The sequence below is a fragment of the Streptomyces sp. NPDC051172 genome (assembly GCF_040682555.1).
Taxonomy (GTDB): domain Bacteria; phylum Actinomycetota; class Actinomycetes; order Streptomycetales; family Streptomycetaceae; genus Streptomyces.
In genome coordinates this window covers 13309-28194 of record NZ_JBFBBE010000058.1, presented here as the reverse complement: position 1 = coordinate 28194, position 14886 = coordinate 13309, and the positions used below count along the sequence as shown (strand labels likewise).

Sequence of the window (14886 nt, the reverse complement as noted above, 5' to 3'; positions counted from 1 at the left end):
TCGCGTCGGGCGGCCGTCGGCACGGTACGAAGGAGGCGGTCATGGCCTCACCCATGTCCGCGGGCAGTTTCCTCGACGGCCTCAGGGCGGAGGGCCTCACCGTCGTCGAGGTGGGCGACTGGGTGCATCACAACCGCAACCACAAGGGACCGTGGGGTCCCGTGTACGGCGTGATGATCCACCACACCGTCACCAGCGGCAGCGAACACACCGTCGAGATCTGCCGTGACGGCTACGCCGACCTGCCCGGCCCTCTCTGCCACGGTGTGATCACCAAGGACGGCACGGTCCACCTGGTGGGCTACGGCCGCGCCAACCACGCCGGTCTCGGTGACGACGACGTGCTGCGTGCCGTGATCGCCGAGAGGGCGCTCCCGCCGGACAACGAGGCGAACACCGACGGCAACCGGCACTTCTACGGCTTCGAGTGCGAGAACCTCGGCGACGGGGAGGACCCCTGGCCCGAGGCCCAGCTGGACGCCATCGAGAAGGCCGCGGCGGCGGTGTGCCGACACCACGGCTGGACGGAACGGTCGGTGATCGGCCACTTGGAGTGGCAGCCGGGGAAGGTGGATCCGCGGGGGTTCACGATGGACTGGCTGCGGGGGCGCATCCGCGAGCGGCTGACCCCTGCCTCGGCCTGAACGGCCTCGTCGTCAAACGCCGGACGGGCCGAGTGATGCCGACCGGCGTGACAATGATGCCGTGAGCAGCTCCGCCGACCTCGACCTTGCAGCACTGCACCCCCAGCTGCCCTCCCCCCTGCAGGAGGTCGAGGACGACCGCTTCGCTCATCGGGGGCTCCGCCTCCTCCTCAAGCGGGACGACCTCATCCACCCGGAGCTCATCGGCAACAAGTGGCGCAAGCTGGCGCCCAATCTCGCCGCCGCGGCCGACCGCACCGTCGTCACCTTCGGCGGCGCGTACTCCAACCATCTGCGGGCGACGGCAGCCGCGGGCCGGCTCCTCGGGCTGCCGACCATTGGTGTGGTCCGCGGCCAGGAGCTGGCCGACCGGCCCCTCAACCCCTCCCTGGCCCGGTGCGCGGCCGACGGGATGCGGCTGCACTTCGTCGACAGGTCGACGTACCGCCGCAAGACCGAAAAGGACGTCCTCGCGCGCGTGCTGCGCACGGTCGGCGCGCAGGACGCGTATGTCGTCCCGGAGGGCGGCAGCAATGCCGAAGCCGTGCGTGGCTGCCGGTCCCTGGGCGAGGAACTGCGCGGGCGGGCCGATGTCGTCGGCCTCGCCTGCGGTACGGGCGGAACGCTGGCCGGGCTGGCTGCCGGGCTGGCCCCCGGTCAGCGCGCACTCGGCGTACCCGTCCTCAAGGGGGGCTTCCTGTCCGCCGACATACAGGCTCTGCAGGAGCGCGCCTTCGGCGGCCGGTGCGGGGAATGGACCCTCGACGACCGCTTCCACTTCGGCGGCTACGCGCGCGTGCTTGGCGAACTCGACACCTTCGCAGCGGACTTCGAGGACCGTCACGGGGTGCCGGTCGAGCGTCTGTATGTCGCCAAGTTGCTGTACGGACTTGTCGCCCTGGCCGACGAGGGCGCGTTCGCGCGCGGGACGACCGTCGCGGCCGTCGTCACCGGGCGCCCCTTTCCTCAGGAGCCTTCCACCGTCTCCCGGTAGGCCGCGGCCTCCTCCAGGTCCAGCCTGCGCAGCAGCGTGCGCAGCATCTCGTCGTCGATGTAGCGGCCGTCCCGCAGCCTCACGAACATCGCACGCTCGGCGCCGATCATCTCCCGGGACAGTCGGCGGTAGGTGTCGTCGACGGATTCACCGGTGACCGGGTTGGTCTGGCCGAGGCGTTCCCAGACGGCGTTGCGGCGGCGCTCCAGGACCTGCCGGAGACGGTCGGCCAGCGGCGGCGGGAGGGCGTTGCGCTCATCGGTGAGCAGTTCGTCCAGGCGATGCTCGGCGACCCGGGAGGCCTGCGCCTGGGCGTTGGCCTCGGCGAGGGTCTCGGCCTGTGCGTCCCGGCCGGGGAACTGCAGCAGGCGGATCACCGGGGCCAGGGTCAGTCCCTGCACGACCAGGGTCCCGATGACCGTCGTGAAGGTCAGGAAGAGGATGAGGTTGCGCTGTGGGAAGGGTCCGCCGCCGTGCACGGTGAGCGGGATCGAGAAGGCGATGGCGAGGGAGACGACACCGCGCATCGCGGCCCAGGAGGTGACGATCGGCCCTCTCCAGGTGGGGTTGTCCTCGCGTTCCCTGATCCGCGCGGACAGCATCCGGGGCACGAACGTCCCCGGATACACCCACACGAACCGGGCCACGACGACCACCAGGAACACCGCGACCGCGTACCAGGCGGCGTCCATGCCCTTGTACTCGCCGAGGCCCTTGAGGACCACGGGCAGCTGCAGGCCGATGAGTGCGAACACCGCCGACTCCAGGACGAACGCGACCACCTTCCACACCGCCTCCTCCTGGAGGCGGGTGGCGAAGTCGACCTCCCACGCGCGGTGCCCGAGGTAGAGGGCGACGACCACGACCGCGAGGACACCGGAGGCGTGCACCTGCTCGGCGACGGCGTAGGCGACGAACGGGATCAGCAGGGACATGGTGTTCTGCAGCAGCGCCTCCTTGACGTGCGTGCGCAGCCAGTGGATCGGCAGCATCAGCACCAGCCCGACCACCACGCCGCCGACCGCCGCCAGCAGGAACTCGCCGATCCCGCCGATCCAGGAGGCACCCTCGCCGACGGCGGCCGCGACGGCCACCCGGTACGCGGTGATCGCGGTCGCGTCGTTCAGCAGGGACTCGCCCTGCAGGATCGTGGTGATCCGGGAGGGCAGCCCCACCCGGCGGGCGACCGCCGCCGCGGCGACCGCGTCCGTCGGCGCCACCACCGCACCCAGCACCAGTGCCGCGGGCAGGGGCAGCCCGGGCACGACGAGGTAGGCGACCCAGCCGACGACGAAGGTCGCGAAGAGCACATAGCCCACCGACAGCAGCGCCACCGGCCGTATCGTCGCCCGCAGATCGAGGTACGAGCTCTCGACGGCCTCCTTGTGCAGCAGCGGGGGCAGCACCAGCGGCAGCACGATGTCCGGGTCGAGCGTGTAGTCCGGGACCCCGGGGATGTACGAGACGGCGAGCCCCACCGCGACGAGCAGCAGCGGGGCCGGCACGGGAGTGCGCCGGGCCGCCGCGGCGATCGCGGCGCTCCCCGCCACCAGCAACAGCAGTGGCATCACGTCCATCGTCCTCGCCCGCCCTCGTTTTTCCGCGCGGTCATCCGCACGCCCGTCGTAATCTGGCAATCATGAAACAGTGCACGCACGCCGACGCGCTGCCGGATCCGGAACCCGGTCCGGTGACCGAGACATGCCCGGAGTGTCTGGCAGCGGGCACCCACCCGGTACAGCTGCGGCTGTGCCTCACCTGCGGCCACATCGGCTGCTGCGACTCCTCGCCCGGCCGGCATGCGACGGAGCACCACAAGGACTCCGGGCACCCGATCATGCGCACATTCGAGCCCGGCGAGAACTGGCGTTGGTGCTTCGTGGACCACGTTCTCGTGTGACCCTGGACAGCCGGGGGACGACCCAGAATCCGGACGGTTCGACCGTCTGACGTCTGGGTACGTCAACCCGGCGCGCGTTCTTCCCAATTGGAGCCGCAACCCCCTAGACACGGAGCGTGTCCACGGTTTTACTGTGAGTGACGGCAAGGGGTTGGGGTCCCGGGGACGGGAAACTTGAGAGCGCGATAGCGTCACCGCTGAACCACACATCGCGTTATCCCGGGGGGCGACCCTCGGCCCCGAGAAGCTTGTACCACCTTGGAGGTGAGGGTGTCCCAGATCGCAGGCGAGCCCGCGACCCAGGACTTCGTGGAAGTCCGGCTGCCGGCTGCGGGTGCCTACCTGTCGGTGCTGCGTACGGCGACTGCCGGCCTCGCGGCCCGTTTGGACTTCACCCTCGACGAGATCGAGGACCTTCGCATCGCGGTGGACGAGGCCTGCGCGATCCTGCTCCAGCAGGCCGTGCCCGGCTCGGTGCTGAGCTGCGTCTTCCGGCTCGTCGACGACTCGCTCGAGGTCACCGTCTCGGCCCCGACCACGGACGGCCACGCCCCCTCGCGGGACACCTTCGCCTGGACCGTCCTGTCCGCACTCGCGGGCAAGGTCTCCTCCGCCGTGGACAAGGACAAAACCGTTTCGATCAGCCTCTACAAACAGCGCGGCGCGGGACCCGGGCCGGCGTGAGGACAGGGGACGGGCCGGTGCGTGACGAAGAGCGCGGCACACGAGAGCTGCCGGCCGAGGGCGCAGACGGGTCCCGACGCATCGGGGACCCCGTGGGCGGCACCGTCGGCGCCGACGGCATCGACGGCATCCCCGAGCAGGCCCGGCCGCATCCGGAGGACGAAGCCGACAGCGCAGCGACGGTCGGCTTCCCGGACGACGGGCGGCGGGATCGGGAAGGTGCCGTGCAGAGCACGCCTCTGGACGGACGGAACGGGGTCACCCCGGTCCGAGCAGAGGCGAGGGCTCGGAGAAGGGCGACGGGCGGGACGATGAGCGAGCACGAGCGAAACGCCGAGGGCGACGGGCAGTCCGCGCCGACCGTGCAGCAGGCCACGCAGCACGGCGTACAGGACCGCAGCGGGGCGCGTGCGATGTTCATCGAGCTGCGCAGCCTGAAGGACGGCAGCCCGGAGTACGCGGAGCTGCGCAACAAGCTGGTCCGTATGCACCTGCCGCTCGTCGAGCATCTCGCGCGCCGCTTCCGCAACCGCGGCGAGCCGCTGGACGACCTCACCCAGGTCGCCACCATCGGCCTGATCAAGTCCGTCGACCGTTTCGACCCGGAGCGCGGCGTCGAGTTCTCGACGTATGCGACCCCAACGGTCGTCGGCGAGATCAAGCGCCACTTCCGTGACAAGGGCTGGGCGGTGCGCGTGCCGCGGCGCCTGCAGGAGCTGCGCCTCGCGCTCACCACGGCGACCGCGGAGCTCTCGCAGCAGCACGGCCGCTCCCCCACGGTCCATGAGCTCGCCGAGAAACTGGCGATCTCCGAGGAGGAGGTCCTGGAGGGCCTGGAGTCCGCCAACGCGTACTCCACGCTGTCCCTGGACGTCCCGGACACGGACGACGAGTCCCCGGCGGTGGCCGACACCCTCGGCGCCGAGGACGAGGCCCTGGAGGGCGTCGAGTACCGCGAGTCGCTCAAGCCGCTCCTGGAGGACCTCCCGCCCCGTGAGAAGCGGATCCTGCTGCTGCGTTTCTTCGGCAACATGACCCAGTCGCAGATCGCACAGGAGGTCGGCATCTCGCAGATGCACGTGTCCCGTCTGCTGGCCCGCACACTGGCCCAGCTGCGGGAGAAGCTGCTGGTGGAGGAGTAGGACCCCGTCGCCCTACGGCGACTGCGGCCCCGTACGACTACTGCTTGCCGTCCTGCGCACGGCCCGGACCCTTGATCCCGAGGGCCTGGGTCGTCGCGGGATTGACCAGCAGCACCAGCGCGACGACGGCCACGACGGCGAGCGCGATGCCCGCCGGGATCGCCGCACTGTCGGCCTGGAGCAGGTTGTAGGCCACCGGCAGCGCCATGATCTGCGTGATCACCGCCGGGCCCCGGCTCCAGCTCTTCTGCTTGAGCAGCCCTCGCGCGGCCAGCAGCGGCAGCAGGGCGAGGACGACCAGAGTGATACCGCCGGTGACGGCGGACCGGCGGTCGTCCGGGGCGCCCGTGAGGCCCTCCACGAGCATCCAGAGGCCTCCGACGGCCAGCGCGAACCCCTCCAACGCGGCGAGCCCCGCGGCATACGTCAGGCGGCGCGGGCGGGGGCCGTTGTTTTCCTCGGTGGCGGGGGTCTGCGCACTGGTCACCACTGAAGGGTAGCCCTGGGGATGTGCGCCTCCGTGGCGAGCCCGGCGGACGCGGACGGCCAGGTCGAGGTTGAGACACAACCCCGTGGTGAGCCTCACGCCCCCGCCTCTTACCTGATCCCTACCTCGAACTGTGCCCGGTACTTCCCAGTAGGTACGCTGCAACCCATGCGTGCACTTCTCGTGGCCAATCCGGCAGCAACCACCACAAGCGCACGTACGCGCGATGTCCTGATCCACGCCCTGGCGAGCGAGATGAAGCTCGAGACGGTCACCACCGAGTACCGGGGGCACGCGCGCGACCTCGGCCGGCAGGCGGCGGAGAGCGACGACATCGACCTGGTCGTGGCGCTCGGCGGAGACGGCACGGTCAACGAGGTGGTCAACGGCCTGCTGTACGCGGGCCCCGCCCCGGAGGGCCTCCCCCGTCTCGCCGTGGTCCCCGGCGGCTCCACCAATGTCTTCGCCCGCGCGCTGGGCCTGCCCAACGACGCCGTCGAGGCGACCGGCGCACTGCTGGACGCGCTGCGCGAGGGCAGCGAACGCATGGTCGGCATGGGCCTCGCCGAAGGCACGCCGGGCACCGAGGACGAGGCGGTGCCCTCCCGCTGGTTCACCTTCTGCGCGGGGCTCGGCTTCGACGCGGGCGTGGTCGGGCGGGTGGAGCAGCAGCGCGAGCAGGGGCGGAAGTCCACCCACGCCCTGTATCTGCGCCAGGTCGCACGCCAGTTCCTGCAGGAACCCAACCGGCTGCACGGGTCGATCACTCTGGAGCGACCCGGCGAGGAGCCGGTGACCGGGCTGGTGATGTCGATAATCTGCAATACGTCACCGTGGACGTATCTGGGCAATCGTCCGGTGTACGCGGCGCCTAAGGCCTCGTTCGATACCGGGCTCGACCTGCTGGGTCCCAGCCGTATGTCCATGGTCTCGGCTGCCCGGTATGCCACGCAGTTGCTCACTTCGTCCCCCGAGCGCGGCCCCCATGGCAAGCACGTGGTGTCCCTGCACGACCTGGACCGGTTCACCTTGCATTCGAAGGTGCCCCTGCCCCTCCAGATGGACGGCGACCACCTCGGGCTGCGTACGAGCGTGACGTTCACAGGCGTACGCCGTGCACTGCGTGTGATTGTGTGAGCAGAAAGGGCCGAAGTCCTTTCACTCGAACGTTTAGGCCAGGATCCACCCCATGGAAGTACGGCTGTGACCTAGTCGACACCGAGGAATCAAAAAAAACTTTCCGGAAGGGGTTGTATCCGCCGCCGAGGTTTGCGAGTCTCTATGTGGCGATCGGGACGGCCCGCAACACCGGCCTCCACAGATCACCGGAACCCCTCTTCAAATCACAGGACCTCGCCAGGGAACCTGGCGCTCGGCCCTTCACTTGTTGAGGGATTCGTGAAAGCGTTCACATTCACAAGCAACCTGCATGTAATACCAAGGAGAGGTAGCAGCCATGGACTGGCGTCACAACGCCGTTTGCCGCGAGGAAGACCCCGAGCTCTTCTTCCCCATCGGCAACACCGGTCCTGCGCTGCTGCAGATCGAGGAAGCCAAGGCCGTCTGCCGCCGCTGCCCCGTCATGGAGCAGTGCCTGCAGTGGGCGCTCGAGTCCGGCCAGGACTCCGGCGTCTGGGGTGGTCTCAGCGAGGACGAGCGTCGCGCCATGAAGCGCCGTGCCGCCCGCAACCGGGCCCGTCAGGCCTCCGCCTGACAACCCGCCCCGCAACAGCCTGAGCTTGGCGGCGCGTACAGCGAGTACGCATCTCCCGCCCCCGAGCCGCAGCGCGCAGTACCCCCGATGCGCAGCACAAGCTGGCAACGAGCATTTCAGCCCCGGACCTGGGAACGGTCCGGGGCTTCTTGCTGTGGACGGTGTCCCGCGGTACGGGCCTGTTGTAAGGCCCTGCTTGGGTACAGCACTACTTGTTCGCCCGCACCGGCACGTCCAGGATCACCCGGGTCCCCCGCTCCGGTGCCGGGACCATGTCGAACGTACCGCCCAACTCCCCCTCCACCAGGGTCCGTACGATCTGCAGACCCAGATTGCCGTCGGTGTGCGGGTCGAAGCCCTCGGGCAGTCCGACGCCGTCGTCCTGGACGGTGACCAGGAGGCGGGCCTCCTTTGTGGTCCCGCCGCGGACCGCGGAGACCTCGACCGTGCCGGTGTCGCCCTCGCGGAAGCCGTGTTCGAGCGCGTTTTGCAGGATCTCCGTCAGGACCATGGAGAGCGGGGTGGCCACTTCGGCGTCCAGGATGCCGAAGCGACCGCTGCGCCGGCCGGTGACCTTACCCGGCGAGATCTCCGCGACCATGGCCAGCACCCGGTCGGCGATCTCGTCGAACTCCACGCGTTCGTCCAGATTCTGGGAGAGCGTCTCGTGCACGATTGCGATCGATCCGACGCGGCGGACGGCCTCTTCGAGGGCCTCCCGGCCGCGGTCGGACTCGATGCGCCGGGCCTGCAGGCGCAGCAGCGCGGCAACCGTCTGGAGGTTGTTCTTCACCCGGTGGTGGATCTCCCGGATGGTCGCGTCCTTGGTGATCAACTCGCGCTCGCGGCGACGCAGTTCGGTGACGTCACGGAGCAGGACCAACGAACCGATGCGGGTGCCCTTGGGCTTGAGCGGGATCGCGCGGAACTGGATGACCCCGTCCCTGGCCTCGATCTCGAACTCGCGGGGCGCCCAGCCGCTGGCCACCTTGGACAGCGCCTCGTCCACCGGGCCGCGGGTCGGGGCGAGTTCGGCGGTGGTCCTGCCGAGGTGCTGGCCGACGAGGTCGGAGGCGAGGCCCATGCGGTGGTACGCCGACAGGGCGTTCGGGGAGGCGTACTGGACGATGCCGTCCGCATCGAGGCGGATCAGGCCGTCGCCGACGCGCGGCGCGGCATCCATGTCCATCTGCTGGTTCGCGAACGGGAAGGAGCCGGCCGCGATCATCTGCGCCAGGTCCGAGGCGCTCTGCAGATACGTCAGCTCAAGGCGGCTCGGGGTGCGCACGGTCAGGAGGTTGGTGTTGCGGGCGATGACGCCGAGGACCCGCCCGTCCCGTCTCACGGGGATCGACTCGACCCGGACGGGGACCTCCTCGCGCCACTCGGGATCGCCCTCGCGCACGATCCGGCCCTCGTCCAGGGCCGCGTCCAGCATGGGGCGGCGGCCGCGTGGGACGAGGTGACCGACCATGTCGTCCTGGTAGGAGGTGGGGCCGGTGTTGGGACGCATCTGGGCGACGGAGACGTAGCGCGTGCCGTCGCGGGTGGGGACCCACAGGACGAGGTCGGCGAAGGAGAGGTCGGACAGCAGCTGCCACTCCGAGACCAGCAGATGGAGCCACTCGAGGTCGGAGTCGTCGAGGGCGGTGTGCTGGCGGACCAGTTCGTTCATGGAGGGCACGTGTGCGAGCGTACCTGGGGGTATGTGCTGGTCCTAAATACGACCGGAGGGCCGCACCGGCCCCGAGAACACCCGCGGGCCGCGGCGCCTGGGAGGGACCCTCAACCCTCCCGGCACCGCAGCCCGGAGCAATATCGGCCGCGGGGTGTGCGGTCCCGGATGGCCGAAGGATGAGGAGCCGGGGCAGTCAGGGCAGAGAGCTCCGGATCCTCCGTCCGTCTTCCTGTGCGGGGAAGACGGAAGTCTCATCAGTTCAATTGTGGACTAGACCACTATCCGTGTCCATGCGTTGGAGCCTGTTCGTTGTTGTTATTTCTCGGACGGTCTCCAACCGGCTGGACGCCCTGGCATCCACCACGCAGCCTAACCCGTGTGGGTTCATGTGCGGGGCCAGATGGACATGGCAATTTCCGCGAGCGCCTCCAACTCCTCACGGCTCGCGCCGTCGCGCGCCTGCTGGGACATGCCCTGGATGATCGCGCCTGTGTGGCGGGCGAGGGCGGCGGCATCGGTGCCGGGTGGCAGCTCCCCCGATGCGATGTCGGCCTTCATACGACTCTCGAAGGCGGCGATGTTGGCATTGCGCCGCTCGCGCAGGGACGCCTCGACCTCGGGGCTCGTGCAGTTCGTGGCCGCATGGATGACGAGGCAGCCGTGCGGTCGGCCGGGTGCCGTGTACTCGGCGGCGGCCTCCCGCAGCATCCGCTCCACCGCGGCGCGGGCGGTGGGCTCCTCGGCGAGGGCCCGGTCGGCGAAGGAGCCGTAGCGGGCGCCGTAGACGGTCACGACCTCGTCGAACAGCGCGCGCTTGTCGCCGAAGGCCGCGTACAGGCTCGGCGCTCCGATGCCCATGACGCGGGTCAGGTCGGAGACGGAGGTCGCCTCGTATCCGTGCTCCCAGAAGGCCATGACCGCCTTCTCCAGCGCGGTCTCGCGATCGAAGGAACGAGGTCGACCGCGGGGCTTGGGTGCGGCCTGCGCGTTCGTCTTCATGCCCTCGCTGCCCACCATGGAGTGAATTGTATAGGGGGCGCTAGAGAAATGTCGGCGGACTGCTGTACGGTCTTTTTGTAGCGACCGCTAGATATTGCACGAAGGGGGCGCCGACATGGGCGTGCTTGCAGGCAGGACGGCACTCGTCACGGGGGCGAGCAGGGGGATCGGGCGCGGAATCGCCGAGCGGCTGGGGCGCGAGGGCGCACGGGTCGCCGTCCACTACGGGAGGAACGGGGCGGCGGCGAAGGAGACGGTGGCCGCGATCGAGGAGGCCGGCGGCTCGGCTTTCCCGATCGGGGTGGAGCTGGGGCGGCCGGGGGACGTGGATGCCCTGTGGGAGGAGTTCGACCGGCATGCGGACGGGCTGGACATCCTCGTGAACAACGCCGGGATCGGGAAGTCGCGATCGATCGAGGAGATAGCCGAGGAGGAGTACGACAAGCTCTTCGCGGTGAACGTGAAGGCGCCGTTCTTCATCGTCAAACAGGGCGCGACGCGGCTGCGGGACGGAGGCCGGGTCGTCAACATCTCGTCGGGGCTGGCCAGGAGCGCTGCGATGCCGGACAACATGGCGTACTCGATGACGAAGGGCGCGCTGGACGTTCTCTCCCGCGACCTGTCCAAGGTGCTGGGTCCCCGGGGCATCACCGTGAACTCGGTGGCGCCGGGGCTCATCGACACGGACAACACGTACGAGGTGCTGCACGGCAGCCCGGGCGCATGGGAGTGGGGGGCGGGGCTCTCCGCGCTGGGACGGGTGGGCGAGGCGGCCGATGTGGCCGACGTGGTGGCGTTCCTGGCGTCGGACGCCGGCCGGTGGGTGACGGGGAGCTGGGTGGATGCGACAGGGGGTTCACTGACGTAAGGGTTCCTGCGCGGCCGTGGCGGCCGCCCGCAGGCAGGCTCAGTGGGTCTCGGTCACCTTGGCCAGCGCGCGCGGTGCGTCCGGGTCCTGGCCGCGGGCGATGGTGATCTCGTGGGCCAGGAGCTGGAGCGGGATGATCTCCAGGATCGGCTGGACCTCCTCGGCCACGCCCTCGGTGGGCAGGACGAAGCCGGCGGAGGCCTGCTCGACCTGGTCCCTGGGTCCGACGACGAACAGGTCGGCGCCGCGACCGCGCAGCCGGTCGAGGACGGGCTGCAGGGCCTCGCCGCCCTTGCCGTCGGTGACGACTGCGATGACCGGGGAGACGTTGTCGACCATGGCGAGGGGGCCGTGCAGGAGGTCGGCGCCGGAGTAGGAGAGGGCGGGGATGTAGCTGGTCTCCATCAGTTTGAGGGCGGCCTCCTTGGCCGTGGGGTAACCGTAGCCACGGGAGGTGATCACCATGCGTTCGGCGAAGCGGTAGCGGGCGGCGAGGGCGCGGACCTCGTCCTGCCGGGCGAGCAACTGCTCGGCGAGGTCCGGCAGTACCTTCGCGGGGGCGCCGTCGCCGCCTCGCAGGCCTTCGGCGAAGAGGTAAAGGGCGAGGAGGGAGGCCGTATAGGTCTTGGTCGCCGGGAGAGCCTTCTCCGGCCCGGCCATGATGTCGACGTGATACTCGGAGACGCCGGCCAGCGGTGAGCCCGGGTTGTTGGTCACGGCGAGGGTGATCGCACCGGCCTCGCGGGCGGCGCGGGTGGAGGCCACCAGGTCCGGGGAGCCGCCGGACTGGCTGACGGTGACGACGAGGACGTCGGTGAGGTCCGGGCGGGCGCCGTAGGCGGTGGTGGTGGACATCGAGGTGAGGCCGCAGGGCAGGCCGAGGCGGATCTCCAGGAGGTACTTGGCGTAGAGGGCGGCGTTGTCCGAGGTGCCGCGAGCGGTCAGCAGGACGAAGCGGGGTTTGCGGGCGGCGATGTCCTGGGCCACCTGCCGGATGCCGGGGGCGCCCTCCTCCAGGAGGCGGCGCAGCACGGCGGGCTGCTCGGCCATCTCACGGGCCATGATCCGGCCCGGGACGTCGCTCCGGGGGTCCGGTGTCTCGGAGGTCATGGTGGGCTCCCTGCGGGTGGGGTGCGGAGTGCTGCGCGGGGCGGCGCCGCACCCATTCCACTCCCCCATGGCGAATGGCGCCTGTCCTCCGCATGGAAAGACGATGACCCCACTCCACCTGGGCCACAAGGGGCAGCTCTGTTAGATTGGTCTAAACCACATAGCCCCTTTCGGGTACCGGTTGAGCCCCCCTCTTCGGACCGTTTCTTCAGATCGGCAGGCCAGCGTGGAAGTTGTCATAGTTCCGGACGCCAAGTCGGGCGGCGAGCTCATCGCCGAGGCCATGGCGCAACTCCTGAGGCGCAAGCCCGCGGCGCTGCTCGGCGTGGCCACCGGCTCCACCCCGCTGCCCGTCTACGAGGCGCTCGCGGCCAAGGTGCGCTCCGGTGCCGTGGACGCCTCGCGGGCGCGGATCGCGCAGCTCGACGAGTATGTGGGGCTGCCGGCCGAGCATCCGGAGTCGTACCGTTCGGTGCTCGCGCGCGAGGTGCTGGAGCCGCTCGGGATCGGGATGGACGCGTTCATGGGGCCCGACGGGACGGCCGAGGACGTGCAGTTGGCGTGCGCCGCGTACGACAGGGCGTTGACCGAGGCCGGCGGGGTGGATCTGCAGTTGCTCGGGATCGGGACCGACGGGCACATCGGGTTCAATGAGCCGTGCTCCTCGTTGGCCTCGCGGACCCGGATCAAGACGCTGACCGAGCAGACCCGGGTGGACAACGCGCGGTTCTTCGACGGGGACATCGGTCAGGTGCCGCATCACGTGATCACTCAGGGGATCGGGACGATTCTCGAGGCACGGCATCTGGTGCTGCTGGCTACCGGGGAGGGGAAGGCCGACGCGGTTGCCGCCACTGTGGAGGGGCCGGTGGCGGCGGTGTGTCCTGCTTCGGCGTTGCAGTTGCATCCGCATGCGACGGTTGTGGTCGATGAGGGGGCGGCTTCCAAGCTGAAGTTTGCGGAGTACTTCCGGTACACGTATGTCAACAAGCCGGAGTGGCAGGGGATTTAGGTCGGTTTCGTCTGCCGGGATCTGTGATCTTCGGGCTGCGGGTCGTGGTGGGTTGCTCACGCCCACGCGGCGGAGCCGCACATCGATACAGCCCCGCGCCCCTGAAAAACGTGCAGGCGCCGGTCCCTTGAAAGGACCGGCGCCTGACTCGTCGTAGTCGCTACACCCCCGCAATGACCTCCGCCGCCGCTCGCCCGCACACCCGGGCCGCGCCGTGAGTGGCGATGTGGAGGGCGCCTCTGGGGGGCGCCTGGGGGAGGCCCATTTCGACCACGATGGTGTCGGGGCGGGCCGACAGCAGGGTGTCGAGGGCGGATGCCATCCAGGGGTGGCGGTGTTCGTCACGGACCACGGCCACGATGCGGCGGGGGCCCGCCGCGGCCAGGGCGGTGCCGGCCGCGTTCTCACCGGCGAAGCTGCCCGTCTCCGTGCCGGGCAGGAGGCGGAAGAGTTCCGCCGCGACGCCCCAGGGGGTCTCATCGCCGACCGCGATGTTGGCGACGGGGGTGAGTGCGGCGACGTAGGGCGGTTCGGTGAGCGGGGTGAAGGGCCCCGCCGCGGTCGTCCTCAAGGCGCGGCGGGCTGCGCGGAGGCCCACTTCGGCGTCGGGGGTGCGTTCCGTGTCCGCTGCCGCCGCGGCGGCGGTCCAGCGGGCCAGTGCACGGACTCGTTCCGCCGCGTCCGCCAGGCGTTCCTCGGGGAGTTCGCCGGCGCGGACCGCGGAGACGAGGGCGTCGCGCAGGCGCCGTACCGTCTCGTCGTCGGCGAGGCCGCCGCCCACGCAGATCGCGTCGGCACCGGCTGCCACGGCGAGGACGCTGCCGCGCTCGATGCCGTACGTACCGGCGATGGCCTGCATCTCCATGCCATCGGTGACGATGAGGCCGTCGTAGCCGAGTTCGCCGCGGAGCAACTCCGTGAGCGCGCGCGGCGAGAGGGTCGCCGGCCGGTCCGGGTCCAGGGCGGGAATCAGGATGTGTGCGCTCATCACCGCGCGGGTGCCGGCCGCGATCGCTGCGCGGAACGGGGCCAGTTCGCGGGACTGGAGCACCGAGGTGTCCACGTCGATGCGCGGGAGCGCCTGGTGGGAGTCGACGGCCGTGTCGCCGTGGCCCGGGAAGTGCTTGGTGCAGGCGGCGACTCCGGCGGACTGCAGGCCGGTGACATAGGCGGCCGTGTGCCGGGCGACCAGGTCGGTGTCGGCGCCGAAGGAGCGTACGCCGATCACGGGGTTGGACGGGTTGGAGTTCACGTCGGCCGACGGGGCCCAGTTGAGGTTCACCCCGCAGGCGGCGAGGCGGCGTCCGAGTTCTGCGGCCACGTCCCGGGTCAGGTCGACGTCGTCGACCGCGCCCAGGGCGTTGTTGCCGGGAAAGGAGGAGCCGGTGCGGACCTCGAGGCGGGTGACGTCGCCGCCCTCCTCGTCGATGGCGACGAGGACGTCGTCACGTTCGGCGCGCAACTGGGCGGTGAGGGCGGCGAGTTGTTCGGGCGAGGCGATGTTGCGACCGAAGAGGCCGACCGAGGCGAGGCCTTCGCCCAGGCGGCGCAGCAGCCAGTCGGGGGCGGTCGTCCCGGTGAAGCCGGGCTGGAGGACGGTGAGGGCGTCGCGCGTGAGAGTGTCGGTGCCGCTGGCGAATGTCGTCATCGGGTG

The 14886-nt window shown here is 70.2% G+C and carries 15 protein-coding genes; 9 read left to right on the top strand and 6 right to left on the bottom strand.

The window, feature by feature from the left end; all coding sequences use genetic code 11:
* Window positions 1-41 precede the first annotated feature (41 nt).
* Together AB0N07_RS29930 and AB0N07_RS29925 are read left to right on the top strand one after the other, a co-directional pair.
* A complete protein-coding gene (locus AB0N07_RS29930; RefSeq protein ID WP_365840313.1) occupies window positions 42-644 on the top strand; it encodes an N-acetylmuramoyl-L-alanine amidase in 603 nt (200 codons plus the stop codon).
* A 61-nt stretch (window positions 645-705) separates the two neighbouring features.
* Window positions 706-1638 (top strand): pyridoxal-phosphate dependent enzyme, encoded by a 933-nt coding sequence (locus tag AB0N07_RS29925; RefSeq protein WP_365840311.1) that lies wholly within the window; start codon window positions 706-708, stop codon window positions 1636-1638.
* Here AB0N07_RS29925 and AB0N07_RS29920 read toward each other — a convergent pair.
* Window positions 1611-3215 carry a Na+/H+ antiporter gene (locus AB0N07_RS29920; protein WP_365840309.1) on the bottom strand — a complete coding sequence of 535 codons (1605 nt, stop codon included), beginning with the start codon at window positions 3213-3215 and terminating at the stop codon, window positions 1611-1613. The two genes, AB0N07_RS29925 and AB0N07_RS29920, sit on opposite strands and share 28 nt — an antisense overlap.
* 62 nt (window positions 3216-3277) lie before the next feature.
* Between AB0N07_RS29920 and AB0N07_RS29915 the strand changes: the two genes are divergently transcribed.
* The 3 genes from AB0N07_RS29915 (at window position 3278) to AB0N07_RS29905 (ending at window position 5364) form a co-directional block, all read left to right on the top strand.
* Window positions 3278-3538 carry a UBP-type zinc finger domain-containing protein gene (locus tag AB0N07_RS29915; RefSeq protein ID WP_365840307.1) on the top strand — a complete coding sequence of 87 codons (261 nt, stop codon included), beginning with the start codon at window positions 3278-3280 and terminating at the stop codon, window positions 3536-3538.
* Window positions 3539-3808: 270 nt separating this feature from the next.
* On the top strand, window positions 3809-4222 hold the full coding sequence (locus AB0N07_RS29910) for a hypothetical protein (protein ID WP_003992877.1): 414 nt from the start codon (window positions 3809-3811) through the stop codon (window positions 4220-4222).
* Complete coding sequence (locus tag AB0N07_RS29905) at window positions 4219-5364, top strand: RNA polymerase sigma factor SigF (protein ID WP_365840305.1); 1146 nt, start codon at window positions 4219-4221, stop codon at window positions 5362-5364. Before AB0N07_RS29910 ends, AB0N07_RS29905 begins: the two co-directional genes overlap by 4 nt.
* Window positions 5365-5401: 37 nt before the next feature.
* Here AB0N07_RS29905 and AB0N07_RS29900 read toward each other — a convergent pair whose 3' ends face one another.
* Window positions 5402-5851, bottom strand: a complete 450-nt coding sequence (locus tag AB0N07_RS29900) for a hypothetical protein (protein WP_365840303.1) — start codon at window positions 5849-5851, stop codon at window positions 5402-5404.
* A 168-nt stretch (window positions 5852-6019) separates the two neighbouring features.
* Between AB0N07_RS29900 and AB0N07_RS29895 the strand changes: the two genes are divergently transcribed.
* Together AB0N07_RS29895 and AB0N07_RS29890 are read left to right on the top strand one after the other, a co-directional pair.
* On the top strand, window positions 6020-6988 hold the full coding sequence (locus tag AB0N07_RS29895; protein ID WP_365840301.1) for a diacylglycerol kinase family protein: 969 nt from the start codon (window positions 6020-6022) through the stop codon (window positions 6986-6988).
* Between the two features lie 319 nt (window positions 6989-7307).
* Window positions 7308-7565, top strand: a complete 258-nt coding sequence (locus AB0N07_RS29890; protein WP_016639615.1) for a WhiB family transcriptional regulator — start codon at window positions 7308-7310, stop codon at window positions 7563-7565.
* A gap of 208 nt (window positions 7566-7773) precedes the next feature.
* Here the strand turns inward: AB0N07_RS29890 and AB0N07_RS29885 are convergent, their stop codons facing one another.
* Both AB0N07_RS29885 and AB0N07_RS29880 read right to left on the bottom strand, forming a co-directional pair.
* A complete protein-coding gene (locus AB0N07_RS29885) occupies window positions 7774-9240 on the bottom strand; it encodes a PAS domain-containing sensor histidine kinase (RefSeq protein WP_115906007.1) in 1467 nt (488 codons plus the stop codon).
* Window positions 9241-9627: 387 nt separating this feature from the next.
* Window positions 9628-10260, bottom strand: coding sequence for a TetR/AcrR family transcriptional regulator (locus tag AB0N07_RS29880; RefSeq protein WP_365840299.1), 633 nt, complete (start codon window positions 10258-10260; stop codon window positions 9628-9630).
* Window positions 10261-10357: 97 nt separating this feature from the next.
* Here AB0N07_RS29880 and AB0N07_RS29875 point away from each other — a divergent pair, with 97 nt between their 5' ends.
* Complete coding sequence (locus AB0N07_RS29875) at window positions 10358-11110, top strand: SDR family oxidoreductase (RefSeq protein ID WP_365840297.1); 753 nt, start codon at window positions 10358-10360, stop codon at window positions 11108-11110.
* 39 nt (window positions 11111-11149) lie between these two features.
* Here the strand turns inward: AB0N07_RS29875 and AB0N07_RS29870 are convergent, their stop codons facing one another.
* Window positions 11150-12220 carry an SIS domain-containing protein gene (locus AB0N07_RS29870; RefSeq protein ID WP_365840295.1) on the bottom strand — a complete coding sequence of 357 codons (1071 nt, stop codon included), beginning with the start codon at window positions 12218-12220 and terminating at the stop codon, window positions 11150-11152.
* Between the two features lie 226 nt (window positions 12221-12446).
* Here AB0N07_RS29870 and nagB point away from each other — a divergent pair, with 226 nt between their 5' ends.
* Window positions 12447-13232 carry a glucosamine-6-phosphate deaminase gene (gene nagB / locus AB0N07_RS29865; RefSeq protein WP_365840293.1) on the top strand — a complete coding sequence of 262 codons (786 nt, stop codon included), beginning with the start codon at window positions 12447-12449 and terminating at the stop codon, window positions 13230-13232.
* Between the two features lie 160 nt (window positions 13233-13392).
* Here nagB and AB0N07_RS29860 read toward each other — a convergent pair whose 3' ends face one another.
* Window positions 13393-14880, bottom strand: a complete 1488-nt coding sequence (locus tag AB0N07_RS29860) for a glycoside hydrolase family 3 protein (protein ID WP_365840291.1) — start codon at window positions 14878-14880, stop codon at window positions 13393-13395.
* Window positions 14881-14886: the final 6 nt, after the last annotated feature.

Excerpts from the sequence above, each read along its gene's own strand:
- AB0N07_RS29915 (WP_365840307.1), top strand. The coding sequence starts at position 3,278 with ATGAAACAGTGCACGCACGCCGACGCGCTGCCGGATCCGGAACCCGGT.
- AB0N07_RS29890 (WP_016639615.1), top strand. The coding sequence starts at position 7,308 with ATGGACTGGCGTCACAACGCCGTTTGCCGCGAGGAAGACCCCGAGCTC.
- AB0N07_RS29875 (WP_365840297.1), top strand. The coding sequence starts at position 10,358 with ATGGGCGTGCTTGCAGGCAGGACGGCACTCGTCACGGGGGCGAGCAGG.
- AB0N07_RS29920 (WP_365840309.1), bottom strand. The coding sequence starts at position 3,215 with ATGGACGTGATGCCACTGCTGTTGCTGGTGGCGGGGAGCGCCGCGATC.
- AB0N07_RS29885 (WP_115906007.1), bottom strand. The coding sequence starts at position 9,240 with ATGAACGAACTGGTCCGCCAGCACACCGCCCTCGACGACTCCGACCTC.
- AB0N07_RS29870 (WP_365840295.1), bottom strand. The coding sequence starts at position 12,220 with ATGACCTCCGAGACACCGGACCCCCGGAGCGACGTCCCGGGCCGGATC.
- AB0N07_RS29930 (WP_365840313.1), top strand. The coding sequence starts at position 42 with ATGGCCTCACCCATGTCCGCGGGCAGTTTCCTCGACGGCCTCAGGGCG.
- AB0N07_RS29860 (WP_365840291.1), bottom strand. The coding sequence starts at position 14,880 with ATGACGACATTCGCCAGCGGCACCGACACTCTCACGCGCGACGCCCTC.
- AB0N07_RS29895 (WP_365840301.1), top strand. The coding sequence starts at position 6,020 with ATGCGTGCACTTCTCGTGGCCAATCCGGCAGCAACCACCACAAGCGCA.
- AB0N07_RS29880 (WP_365840299.1), bottom strand. The coding sequence starts at position 10,260 with ATGGTGGGCAGCGAGGGCATGAAGACGAACGCGCAGGCCGCACCCAAG.